The sequence below is a fragment of the Microbacterium jejuense genome, assembly GCF_019511665.1.
GTDB classification, from domain to species: Bacteria; Actinomycetota; Actinomycetes; order Actinomycetales; family Microbacteriaceae; genus Microbacterium; species Microbacterium jejuense_A.
In genome coordinates this window covers 39503-52083 of record NZ_JAEUAW010000001.1, presented here as the reverse complement: position 1 = coordinate 52083, position 12581 = coordinate 39503, and the positions used below count along the sequence as shown (strand labels likewise).

Genomic DNA, 12581 nt, shown 5'->3' with positions numbered 1-12581 from the left:
CGGTTCAGTCCTCTTCTTCGAGGGCGGACGAGACGGTCGGGGTCGGCGCGTACCGTTCGAAGACGCGCGCGAAGAGGAGGGCGCCGAGATACGCGATCGCGGCGAAGCCGATGAGCAGCCAGAGCAGACCGTAGCCGGTGGCCTGCGGCGAGAAGATCGTGACGACGGCGGCGAGCACGCTGAGCACGATGACGGTGAGCGGGGCGAGGGGATGCCGGAACGACATGAGCCGCGCGTTGCGCAGCACCTCGCGGGTGGTGCCCTCGAACTTGGCGAGATAGGGGAACACGTAGAGCGCCCACATCAGGGCGACGAAGACCAGCACGAACCAGGCCGCCAGCAGCACGAACCTCGCGATGCCGTCCGTCACGAGCTGCGTCACCACGACGTACCAGGCCGTCAGGCCCGCCCCGGCGGCCGCGACCAGCAGTCCGAGGACCGTGGCCTGGCGGAAGTTCTGCCGGAAGGAGCGGACGAAGTCGCCCGTGATCGTGCGGTCGGTGTCGCTCGCGATCCGCAGCGACACGAAGCTGAGCGCCGTGAGCGACGCCGGCAGCGTCACCAGCGGGATCGAGCTCACGAGGAACAGCACGTTGAGGATCATCAGATCGGCGATGCGGGTCAGGAACCGCATCAGCGTCGAATCCGGCGCGAAGATGCCAGCCATGCTGGTGCTCACTTTCGTGGAGTGGCGGCCGGGCGGGCCCGCGGTGTGCGGACCCGCCCGGCCGGCAGACGGGATCAGTCGACCTCGTGGTCCTCTGCCCACGTGTCGAGGTCGGACTGCAACGAGGCTCGGGCGTCCTCGAAGCCCACGTCCTTCAGCTTCTGGCGCATCTCGGCGACCGCCGCGGCCGGGTCGTCGAACTTGCCGTACTCCAGCTGCGGGATGTACTCCGACAGCACGCCGCCGATCGCCGCGAGAGTCGGGTCGATGGCCGACTTGTCGACGATGAGCGTCGAGTAGGGGTAGTCCTTCGCGACCTCGTCGAGCGACGCGTAGATCTCGTCCTTGTTCGGAGCGTCCGTCAGCTTCGTGTACTCGAACTCGTCCATGCGGCCGGCCCAGAAGTTCGAGCCCAGCGAGTCGGTCGACGAGTCGTAGCCCTCGGGGTAGGTCAGCTTGCCGTCATCGGTCAGGACGTAGTCGGTGCCCTCGATGCCGAAGTTGAGCAGGTCGTAGGCCTCCTCGTCGTTGCGGATGAGGTCGTAGACCTGCAGGGCCTTCTCGGGGTTCTTCGAGTTCGCGCTGACCGCCATGGCGCCGTGCGTCTTGATGTCCTTGAAGACGTTGCCGTTCTCCTGCCCCCAGTAGAACATCTTGGGGTCCGAGCCGGGCTGCTTCGTGGTCATGTTGTTGACGATCTGGCCGATGAAGGTCTGCGTGTGGTGCTGGTCGGTGCCCGACAGCCCGGCGTAGAACTCCTCACGCGTGTCGCCGTCGTAGTTCAGCGCGTCCTCGCGCCACACCCCGAGGTCGTTCCACTCCTTCGTGAGCTCGGCGGCCTCGATCAGCTCGTCGCTGTCCATGTACCACGACGTGATCGTGTACGGGTCCGACGCCGAGATCTGGAACGGCGCGTAGTTGCCCGCGCTGACGCCCTGGAGCGTTCCCCAGTCGGTGTGGCCCTGGAGGTAGCCGGTGAGGGCGGCCTCGCCGTTCGCCGCGCCGGCGACATCCCACGGATAGGCCTCGGGCTTGTTGGCCTTGATCCACTCGAAGTACGTCGTGAAGTCCTCGAACTTCGTGATCTCGCCGTTCGGGAAGCCGGCCTCGGTGGCCCAGTCGCCGCGGTAGAAGAAACCGTGGTTGGTGTACTGGGTGTAGTTGTCTTCGGGGATGAACATGATCTGGTCGTCGAGCTTGGTGAGGTCCCAGTCGCCGTCCGCGTCGACCTGCGCCCACGTCTTCGGCGCGTTCTCTTTGAGCATGTCCTCGGTCAGCGGCAGGAACGCGCCCTTCTCGGCGTTCTCCCACGCATACAGCCAGTCCGTCGCCGTCGTGATGAGGTCGACGTTGTCGTCGCCCGACAGCAGCTGGAGGTTGTACTGCGTCTGCCAGTCGGCCCACTCGACGTAGAACAGGTCGAGCTTGGCGTTGACCTCATCGACGAGCTTCTCGTTCAGCTTGTCGAGCATGGCCTCCAGCCGGCCGTTGGTGGGCTTGTCGCCGAGAACCAGCATGGTGATCTCGGTCGGCTTGCCCGAGTCGTCGCTGCTGTCGGCGGTGCATCCCGCCAACGCGCCGGCGCCCAGGCCGAGTGCCGCCAGGGCGGCGACTCCCTTGATGATGCGGTGTGACATGTGAGGCTCCTTCGGCTCTCATCTCTTGGGTGGGGACGTGCAGGGGCGTCGCCGGGTGGCGGCATCCCGATCCGCGGTTCCCGCCGCAGCGGGACCGCCCGAGTCAGCGGGGGTGCTCAGCCCTTCACGGCGCCGACCGTGATGCCGCTCACGAAGTACCGCTGGACGTAGGGGTAGGCGAGCAGGATCGGTCCCGTCGCGAGCACGGCGCTGGCCATCTTGAGGGTGTTGCTCGGCAGGTCGGTGATGCTCACGTTCGAGCCGGCGACCGAGTTCCGCAGGGCGTTGGCCGTGTTGATGATGTTGTAGAGGTAGTACTGCAGGGGTTTGAACTCGACGGTCGAGCCGAGATACAGCGACGAGAGGTACCACTCGTTCCAGTAGCCGAGGGCGAGGAACAGCCCGACGGTGGCCAGGGCCGGCTTCATCATCGGGAGCGTCAGCTGCCAGAAGATCCGGAAGTCGCCGGCGCCGTCCACCTTGCCCGACTCGATGACCTCGTACGGGACCGTCCGCATGAAGTTCTTCATCAGGATGATGAGCCAGGGCGTCATGAGCAGCGGCAGCCACACCGCCAGATAGCTCCCGCGCAGCCCCAGCGTGCGGCTCACCCACAGGAAGGTCGGCGCGAGGCCCGCCGAGAACAGCGTCGTGAAGTAGATGAAGAACGTGATGTGGTTGCGGAACCGGAAGTCCTGCCGGAACAGCGCATACCCCGTCATCGCGATGATGATGAGCCCGACTGCGGTGCCGGTCACGGTCATCGTGATGGTGACGATGTACGAGCCGAGGATCTGCTGAGGCGCCGCGAAGATGTACTCGTACGCGTTGAGCGTGAAGTCCTTCGGGAACAGGCCGAAGCCGCTCTCGCGGATCGCGGACTCGCTCGAGAACGATGCCGACAGGATCAGCACGAACGGCAGCAGGCAGAAGAGCGAGAAGACCGTGATGAACACGTACGAGATGCCGCGCAGCACGTAGTCGCTGCGCGCGAGCTTGACCGGACGCGCACGGTTGGACCGCGTCCACCAGCGCTGCTTCGGCCGCTTGCCGGAGACGGTGGTCAGCGTCTCGGTCGCCGACGGCAGCAGCAGATCAGAAGAGGGCATAGTCCTTGTTCATCCTTCTGACGATCCAGTTCGCCAGCAGCACGATGGCGAAGCCGAACAGCGATTGATACAGCCCCACGGCCGTCGAGGTCGTGAAGTTGTTCTGCGACATGACCATCCGATAGACGGAGGTCTCGATGATGTCGGTGGTCTGGAACAGTGCGGCGTTGTTGCCGACGAGGTTCCAGAACAGGCCGAAGTTGCCGTGCATGATGCCGCCCAGCGAGAACAGCAGCAGGATGATGAACGTCGGCTTGAGGCTCGGCAGGATGACGTAGCGGATGCGCTGCCACGCCGACGCGCCGTCGATGGCGGCGGCCTCGAACAGCCCCTTGTCGATGCCCATGATGGCCGCGAAGTACACGATCGAGCCGTACCCCGTGCTCTGCCACAGGAACACCAGGATGATGATGATCGGCCAGATGCCGGCCATGCTGTAGATCTTGATCGGGTCGCCGCCGGTCTCTTTGATCAGCGTGTTGAGAGCGCCCGTGTCGTAGTTCAGCAGGTTGAACGCGATGACGCCGATGAGCACGACCGAGATGAAGTACGGCAGGAACATCACGCCCTGCGTGACCTTCTTGAAGTACTTGAGGCGCACCTCGTTGAACATGATGGCGATCGCGATCTGGAAGATGTTCCCCAGCACGATGAACGCGACGTTGTAGAGGATCGTGTTGCGCGTGAGCACCCACAGCTGCCCCGACTTGATCAGGAACTCGAAGTTCTTGAACCCCACGAACGGGCTGCCGAAGATGCCGTCCGTGTAGTTGAAGTTGGTGAACGCGATCCAGATGCCGGGCAGCGGCCCGTAGTTGAACGCGACGAAGTACAGGATCGCCGGGACGCACATCAGCAGCAGCATGCGGCTGTCTTTCACGTGCTGCCAGAACGTCTTGCGCTTGCGCGGCGGCCGTGCCTCCACCGTCCGCGGCGGGGGTGGCGCCGCCTGCTGGGGCGCTTCTTTCAGAGCCATCCTCCGCCTCTCTGCGGTGACAACCGGTGTCGACGCCGACACCAAGATCAGGGATAAAACTAACCCTCGATGAAACTATCGGTCACTGTAACCGGACGGTCGGGCGCGTGACAAGAGGTTTTTTCGGAATGCGTTTTCCGCCACCGTCGGCGACAATGGACGCATGACCGACCTGGCCCTGCGCATCGACGACGCGGAAGCCGTCGTCACCACCGGGGGCGTCGACATCGCCCGCTACGCGTTCGATGCCGGCGGTGCCGCGTCAGAGGGCCCCAAGCCGTTCCTGCACCCGCTCCGCACGCTCGACGGCGCTCCCCTGACCGCCTACCGCCCGTGGGACCACCGCTGGCACAAGGGCCTGCAGTTCACGTGGACCCACGTGTCGGGCGAGAACTTCTGGGGCGGACCGACGTACCGACAGGGCAGCGGGTACGTGCAGCTCGACAACGTCGGGCGCATGCGTCACGACGCCTTCACGGAAGTGGTGGATGCCGGTCCCGCGGTGTCGTTCGTCGAACAGCTGACGTGGATCACCCGGGCCGGCGCGGCGTGGGTCGACGAGACTCGCACACACCGGTTCCACGGCGTCGACCCGGAGCGCGGGCTGTGGATCCTCGACTTCGCGACGACACTCCGCAACGTCGCCGGGCACGAGCTCGAACTGGGCAGCCCCACGACCCAGGGCCGCCCCAACGCCGGCTACACCGGGTACGTCATCCGCATGCCGCGGGCGTGGACCGGCGGGCGCGTGCTCGCCGGCGGGCTCGCCGACGACGCCGGCGCCGATGCCGTCATGGGCCTCGTGGCCCCGTGGGTGGCGTTCTCGGGCGAGCACGACGAGGTCGACGGCGGTGGCACGGTGCTCGCCTACGCGGGCACCTCGACCGGTGGCCCCGCGATCCGCTGGTTCGTGCGCAGCGAGCCCACGCCGATCCTCGCGCCTTCGCCCTCGTTCGCCGAGCACATCGTGCTCGCGCCGGACGCCGAGCTGTCGCTCACCCACCGCCACGTGTTCGGCGACCGCATCTGGACGCCGGAAGAGACGCGGATCCTGGCGGCCGAGCTCACGCCGTAGGGCCTCGCTACGCAGGCGCCGCGAGAGTGGTCCGGTCCGATGAGCGGGTCGCGGCGTTTCGACTCGCTCCGCTCGCTCAACGACCAGAATTCCGGTCGTTGAGCGGAGCGAGGAACGAGCGAAGACGAAACGTCGCGAGCCGCACTCGAGAACCCGACCCGCGGATGGAGCGCGTCAGTCGCTGACCTCCAGCACCCCCGAGACCGGGAGGTCCCACGCCGAGGGCCCGGCGGCGAGCGTGTACACGCCGGGCTGCACGCGCAGCGCACCCTGGTGCACCCAGTCGTCGACGGCGCCGGGGAGGCGCACGGCGTCGTCCCACACGGCGAGGCGGTCGACGCCGAACGCCAGCTCGACGTCGCGGGTCTCGCCGGGGGCGAGGCGCACGCGGGCGTACGCCACGAGCAGGCGGCGCGGCGTCGGCAGGCCGAGGTCGCGCGGCGGCAGCGCGTACAGCTGCACCAGCTCCTCGGCGTCGCGCCCGCCGGTGTTGGCGACCCGGACGGTCACGCCCACGGGCTCGTCGCCGTCGCGCGGCGCGAAGCCCGCATGCCGGTGGGTCGGCGCAGGCGCCGGGACGACGGCATGCCGGACCGTCACGGACTCGTACGACACCGAGGTGTAGGTGAGGCCGTGCCCGAACGCGAAGGCGGGGGCGCCGGGCTGATGCCGGTACGTCGCGCCCTGGCGCAGGGTGTCGTAGTCGAACAGGTCGCCGGCCTGCTGCTCGGTCGCCGGCCAGCTCTGCGACAGGCGCCCGGCGGGCTCGCGGTCGCCCGACAGCACGTCGATCACGCCGTGGCCGAGTTCCTGGCCGCCGTGGCTCGACCAGACCACGGTCTCGGCCGCGGCGGCGCCGTCGAGCACGTACGGGTAGCTCGACACGATGGTCAGCACCGTGCGCGGGTTGGCCTCGCGGGCGACGCGCCACAGCTCGGTCCAGGCCGAGGGCAGGCGCAGATGCGGGCGGTCCTCGGTCTCGCGGCCGTTCAGGTGCGGGTCGTTGCCGACCGCGACGATGACGGCATCTGCCCGGGCGGCCGCGTCGGCGACCGCCTCAGCGCCCGAGCGCACGACGCGGACGCCGAAGCGCTCGGCCCCCGCCAGCGTCACGGCCTCGGCGGCCAGCAGCCCCGAGTCGCGGAACGTGCGCACCCATCGCCCCGAGCCGAGGTGCAGCAGCGACACGGTGCCGTCGGCGTGGTGGTGCGCGCGGAAGCTCTCTTGCACGACCCACTCCCCCACGCGCGTCGCGTCGGCGCGCATCGGCCAACGGCCTCCCGTCAGCAGCAGCCCGCTGGCGTGCGAGCGGAGCGTGAGGATGCCGTCGCCCCAGTCCGTCACGTCGAACAGCGCGTCCTCGCCGACCGTGTCGGACGAGGCCTCGACGGTCGAGCCGTCCGCCGTGGCGGTGACATACCGGCCGCTCGACGCGGCGCGCAGCGCCACGGTGTCGGCCCCCGTCACGACCTCGGCCTCGCCGAACCGCTCGGCGGCTGCGGCGCCGATGCCGACGGCGTACGGCGGCGTGCCCGCGTACCAGTCGGTCAGCACCAGATCGGCGAGGGGGCCGACGACGGCCACCCTCCCGGCCGAGGTCAGCGGCAGCACGCCGGCGTCGTTCCGCAGCACGACGACCGAGCGTGCCACCGCCTCGCGCGCGAGCTCGCGCGCGCCGGGCGCGTCGATGGCGTCGGCCGTGATGCCCGCGTACGGGTCGGCGTCGCCGTCGAACTCGCCGGTCCTGATCCGCAGCTCCAGCAGCCGCAGCACCGCCTGATCGACGTCCTCGGCCGTCATGAGACCCGCGGCGATCGCCTCGGTCACATAGCCGATCGTCGGTGCCGCGTTCGCCTCGTTGTCGGTGAACGAGTCCAGTCCCGATCGCACGAGAGCGGCTGCCGCGTGGACATGGTCGGGTTGCGCACGCTGCGTGGTGACGAGGAAGGTCGGGGCGCCGGCATCCGACACCACCGCGATGGACTCGTCCGACCATGACCGCGCCTCGGCGACGAGCTCGGGCTGCGTGTGGGCGGGCACGCCGTTGACGCGGTTGTAGGCGAGCATGATGCCGCCCGCGACGCCCGACTCGATCGCACCGCGGAACGCGGGCAGCTCCTCTTCGTGCAGCGTCCGCAGCGACATCTCGGACGAGGTCACCGAGCGGTCGGTCTCGTTGTTGTAGGCCAGGAAGTGCTTGAGCGCCGGCACCGTGCGCCACACGCGCTCGTGGTCGCCGCGAAGCCCTCGCGAGTACGCCGTGCCGAACACGGCGGTCACGTGCGGGTCCTCGGAGTACCCCTCTTCGTTGCGGCCCCAGCCCGGGTGGCGCAGCGTGTTGACGACGGGAGCCCACACGTTGAGGCTCACGCGCGGGTCCTCGGCGTGCTTGGCGCGCACCTCGACGGCCGCGACCTCGCCGACGCGGCGCACGAGGTCTTCGTCCCATGTGGCGGCCAGTCCCACCGGCTGGGGGAAGACGGTCGCGCGCCCGAGCCACGCTGCGCCGTGCAGCGCCTCGCACCCGGTGTGCCACTCCGCGAGTCCGAGCCGCTCGACCGCGGGCGCCACCTGGTGCAGCATCGCGATGCGCTCCTCGGGCGTGAGCCGGTCGAGCAGGTCGCGCGCCCGCTCGGCGAGCGGCCGGTCGGTCTGGCGGAACACCGGCGTGACGGCATCCAGTGAATCGGTCATCGTGCCTCCTCCTCGAGGTCGAGCTGAAGGGAGAGGGTGGATGCCTCGCCCCGGACGATCCGGTCGCCCACCTGCAGCGCCCACGCGGCGCGGGCGTCGTCCGAGATCGCGGTGATCGTGCGGCCCTCGCGGAGCACGCGGAACGACGTGGACGCCGAGCCGTCGTGGCCGGGCACCGTCGTGACGGCGTCGTACCCGTCGGGCAGTGCGAAGCAGCGCAGCGTGACGCCGTCGGCCCAGTCGTAGTCGGGCCGGCTGTCGTCGGCGCCGAAGGGCAGCACCGTGCCGGGCCGCACGCGCAGCGGCACGGAATCGTAGCCGTGCGTCTCGGTGACCCAGCGGCGGCCGTCCACGATCGAGCCGTCGAGGAGGGACGTCCACTCGCCCTCGGGCACGTAGTACTCGACCGTGCCGTCGGCGGTGAACACGGGTGCGACCAGCAGGGACTCGCCCAGCATGTACTGCGTGTCGGCGTCGAAGCCCGAGCGGTCGCCCGGGAACTCCAGCACCATGGGGCGCATCATCGGCGTGCCGTCGGTGTGCGCCTGCTCGGCGGCGCCGGCGAGGTACGGCATGAGGCGCATCTTGAGCTTGGTGAACTCGCGTGCGACGTCGACGGCCTCGTCGTCGAACGCCCACGGGACGCGCACGGTCGACGAACCATGGAGGCGCGAGTGCGACGAGAGCAGGCCGAACGCCAGCCAGCGCTTGAACAGTCCCGGATCGGGCGTGCCCTCGAAGCCGCCGATGTCGTGGCTCCAGTAGCCGAAGCCCGACATCGCGAGCGACAGCCCGCCGCGCAGCGACTCGGCCATCGACAGGAACGTCGAGTCGCTGTCGCCGCCCCAGTGCACAGGGAACTGCTGCGAACCCGCGGTCGCCGAGCGTGCGAACACCACCGCGTTGCCGACGCCCTTGTGGCGCTCCAGCGCGCGGAACACCACCTCGTTGTACAGCTTCGCGTAATAGTTGTGCATGCGCTGCGGGTCCGACCCGTCGTGCCACACGACGCCGTCCACGGGGATCCGCTCGCCGAAGTCGGTCTTGAACGTGTCGACGCCCTGGTCGAGCAGGCCCTGGAGCTTGCCGACGTACCAGTCCGCGGCATCGGGATTCGTGAAGTCGACGAGGGCCATGCCCGCCTGCCACATGTCCCACTGCCACACAGAGCCGGCGGTGTTCCCCGGGCCGTCGGCGCGCCTGAGCAGGTACCCGTGCTCGGCGGCCTCGCGGAACAGTGCCGAGCGCTGCGCGATGTACGGGTTGATCCACACCGACACGTGCACGTCGCGCTCGTGCATGCGCGCGATCTGCCCCACCGGGTCGTGGAAGGCGCGCGAGTCCCACTCGAAGTCCGTCCACTGGTACTCGCGCATCCAGAAGCAGTCGTAGTGGAAGACCGACAGCGGGATGTCGCGCTCGGCCATGCCGTCGACGAACGCGCTCACGGTGTCTTCGTCGTAGCTCGCCGTGAACGACGTCGTGAGCCACAGCCCGAACGACCACGCCGGCACGCGGGCGGGACGACCGGTGAGCGCCGTGTAGCGGCGCAGCACGTCCTTGGGCTCGGGGCCGTCGATGACGTAGTAGTCCAGCGACTCGCCCTCGACCGAGAACTGCACGCGCGAGTTGACCTCGCTGCCGAGCTCGAACGACACGTTGCCCGGGTTGTCGACGAAGACGCCGTAGCCGCGGCTCGTGACGTAGAACGGCACGTTCTTGTACGACTGCTCGCTGGACGTGCCGCCGTCGGCGTTCCACGAGTCGACGGTCTGGCCGTTCTTGACGAACGCGCCGAAGCGCTCGCCCAGGCCGTACACCCGCTCGCCCGGCTCGATCGTGAGCTGCTGGTGCAGCCACGTCGGGTCGCCGCCGCTCGGGCGGATCGCCGTGTGCGGCCGGCCGTTGCCGGTCATGTGCCCGATCGACCGGGGCAGCGACGTCGTGAGCACGCGGCCGTCGCTGACGAACTCCACGCGCCACGGCCCCGAGCGCGCGACGCGCACCCTGAGCGAACCCGCCTCGAGCACGCCCCACTCGTCGTCGAGCCGCACGGTCGGGACGAAGCCCTCCGTCGCGTGGATCTCGAAATCCGGGCCGCGGTGCAGGACGCCGGCGTGGTGCTCGAGGTGGACCTTGACGACGCCGGGCGCCGGCGCCGAGAACACCACCGTCAGCATCGGCCGGTTGAGCGTGTCGCCGCGCTCGCGGATCACCGCGGTCGGCGCGTACACGCTCATGGTCCCGGCGGCCTCGTCGAGGCGGATGTCGTCGACCTCGATCGCGTAGAGGGGGCTGAACGAGGGCCTGGTGAGCCAGTAGCCATCGGTGAACTTCACTGTGCGTGCCTTTCGATGAGCACCATGGCGGCGCCGGGGGCCAGGGCGACCCGGCCGTCGACGTCCGCATCCGACAAGAGATCCCGCCGTGGACCGGGCAGCGTCACGTGCCCCGCCGTCCGGCCGTGGTTGAGGAGGAAGAGGGCGCCGCCGCGCTGCACGGCCTCGACGTCGTCCGGCAGTGCGCGGTCAAGTGTCGCGCCCACGATGCCCGCGGCGTCGAGCGCGTCGTCGAGGACGGCGGCGAGCGCATCGTCCGACACGATCGCGCCCAGGTACCAGGCCGTGCCCTCGCCGACCGCGTGACGGGTGATGGCGGGGGCGCCGTCGAGGTGCCCGCCCTCGAAGCGCGCCAGCACCTCGGCGCCGTCGGCGCGCAGCCGCTCGCCGAGGACGCCCGCGTGCAGCGCGACGGCCGGTGCTGTGGTCCACGCCGCGTCGACGATCAGCCGGGTCGGCTCGTCGGGCAGACCCACCCATTCCTCGCCGCCGACGCCGACGATGTCGCGCAGCAGCACCGGCGAGCGTCCCTGCAGCACCTCGCCGTTGCGGTCGGCCACGCCCGAGAAGGGCCCGACGACCACGCTCGCACCGGCCTCGACGGCCGCGCACAGGGCGGTGGCGGCATCCGGTTCCACGATGTACGAGTGCGGAACCAGCACCGCGCGGTACGCCGAGAGGTCGGCGCCCGGCGGCACCAGGTCGACCGCGATACCCCGCCGCCACAGGACGCGGTGCCAGCGGCGCACCTGCTCGAGCGTGTCGAGGCGGCTGGTCGGGCGGCCGGGCTCCTCGCCCGCCCACCATGACTCCCAGTCGAACAGGACGCCGACGGATGCCGTCACGCGACCGCCCGTGACCGGTCGCAGTCGCCGCAGATCGGCGCCGAGAGCGCAGGCCGCGCGGAAGACCTCGGTGTCGGCGCCGGCGTGCGGCACGAGCGCGGAGTGGAAGCGTTCCGCACCGGAGCGCGCCTGCCGCCACTGGAAGAAGCAGATCGCGTCGGCCCCCCGGGCGACGGCCTGCAGCGAGTCGAGCCGGGAGCGATCCGCCGACTTGGGCAGATTGTGCGGGCGCCAGGAGGTGGCGCTCACCGCCTGCTCCATGAGGACCCAGGGCCGCCCGCCGCCGAGCGAGCGCATGAGGTCCTGGATGAGGGCCGTGTCGCTCGACGCCGTGGGCGACGCGTGGTCGGGGTACTGGTCGTCGGCGACGATGTCGACCTCGTCGGCCCACGACCAGAGGTCGGTGAGCGGCTCGAACCCCATGAAGTTCGTGGTGACCGGCTGCGTCGCCCCGGCGGCGCGGATCGCGTCGCGCTGTTCCGCGAAGACACGCTGCAGCGCGAACGACGTGTACCGGCGGAAGTCGAGCGACTGCGCGGGGTTGACGAGATAGGGCATGCGTCGCGGCGGCACGATCTCGTCGAACTCGCGGTAGCGCTGGGCCCAGACGAGGGTGCCCCACGCGTCGTTGAGCGCGTCGATCGTGCCGTACTTCTCGCGCAGCCACAGCCGGAACTCGCGCTCGGCCTCGGGACCGAAGTCGATCTGCCCGAACTCGTTGCCCACGTGCCACAGGCGCACGGCGGGGTGATCGCGGTAGCGCTCGGCGAGGTCGGTCGCGATCGCGAGGGCGTAGTCGCGATAGACGCGGGATGCCGGCGTGAACTGATTGCGCGAGCCCGCGACGAGCCGTACGCCGTCGCGGTCGACGGGAAGGGTCTCGGGGTGGAGGACGCCCATCCAAGGTGGCGGCGAGGCCGTGGGCGTGGCGAGGTCGACCGCGATGCCGTGCGCGTGCAGCAGGTCGAGCACCTCGTCGAGCCACGCGAAGTCGCGTTCTCCCGGGCTCGGCTCGAGTCGCGCCCAGCTGAAGACGCCGACGGTCACGAGGTTGACGCCGGCGCGCACCATGAGCTCGGCATCCTCACGCCACACCTCGGGCGACCACTGCTCGGGGTTGTAGTCGCCGCCATAGGCGATGCCGATGTCGTCCGTGAGCGGCGAGAGCGCGTCGGCGCGACGCCGAGTCGTGGTGCGGGCCATGGGGCGGGAACCTCTTCGCTGAGTTTCGATCGTTGA

At 69.6% G+C, this 12581-nt stretch carries 8 protein-coding genes; 1 reads left to right on the top strand and 7 read right to left on the bottom strand.

What is annotated here, in order from left to right; translation table 11 throughout:
* Positions 1-4 precede the first annotated feature (4 nt).
* The 4 genes from JNB62_RS00180 to JNB62_RS00165 all read right to left on the bottom strand — a co-directional run bounded on the left by JNB62_RS00180 (position 5) and on the right by JNB62_RS00165 (position 4389).
* Positions 5-667, bottom strand: coding sequence for a YesL family protein (locus tag JNB62_RS00180; RefSeq protein WP_220298866.1), 663 nt, complete (start codon positions 665-667; stop codon positions 5-7).
* A 74-nt stretch (positions 668-741) separates the two neighbouring features.
* The gene (locus JNB62_RS00175) at positions 742-2304 is read right to left on the bottom strand and encodes an ABC transporter substrate-binding protein (RefSeq protein WP_220298865.1); all 1563 of its coding nucleotides are present in this window, start codon (positions 2302-2304) and stop codon (positions 742-744) included.
* Positions 2305-2420: 116 nt separating this feature from the next.
* Positions 2421-3413 carry a carbohydrate ABC transporter permease gene (locus tag JNB62_RS00170; protein ID WP_220298864.1) on the bottom strand — a complete coding sequence of 331 codons (993 nt, stop codon included), beginning with the start codon at positions 3411-3413 and terminating at the stop codon, positions 2421-2423.
* Positions 3400-4389, bottom strand: a complete 990-nt coding sequence (locus JNB62_RS00165; protein WP_220298863.1) for an ABC transporter permease — start codon at positions 4387-4389, stop codon at positions 3400-3402. Before JNB62_RS00165 ends, JNB62_RS00170 begins: the two co-directional genes overlap by 14 nt.
* A 163-nt stretch (positions 4390-4552) precedes the next feature.
* On the opposite strand from JNB62_RS00165, the gene JNB62_RS00160 reads away from it, so the two are divergent.
* Entirely contained in the window at positions 4553-5464 is a 912-nt protein-coding gene (locus JNB62_RS00160) for a DUF6807 domain-containing protein (protein WP_220298862.1), read from the top strand.
* 174 nt (positions 5465-5638) lie between these two features.
* On the opposite strand, the gene JNB62_RS00155 is transcribed toward JNB62_RS00160, so the two are convergent.
* From JNB62_RS00155 to JNB62_RS00145, 3 genes are read right to left on the bottom strand one after another with little or no spacing between them, the layout of a single operon-like run.
* Positions 5639-8158, bottom strand: coding sequence for a glycoside hydrolase family 3 C-terminal domain-containing protein (locus tag JNB62_RS00155; RefSeq protein ID WP_220298861.1), 2520 nt, complete (start codon positions 8156-8158; stop codon positions 5639-5641).
* A complete protein-coding gene (gene yicI / locus JNB62_RS00150) occupies positions 8155-10497 on the bottom strand; it encodes an alpha-xylosidase (RefSeq protein WP_220298860.1) in 2343 nt (780 codons plus the stop codon). The genes JNB62_RS00155 and yicI overlap by 4 nt, the downstream gene beginning before the upstream one ends.
* Positions 10494-12545 (bottom strand): beta-galactosidase, encoded by a 2052-nt coding sequence (locus JNB62_RS00145; protein ID WP_220298859.1) that lies wholly within the window; start codon positions 12543-12545, stop codon positions 10494-10496. The genes yicI and JNB62_RS00145 overlap by 4 nt, the downstream gene beginning before the upstream one ends.
* Positions 12546-12581 lie beyond the last annotated feature (36 nt).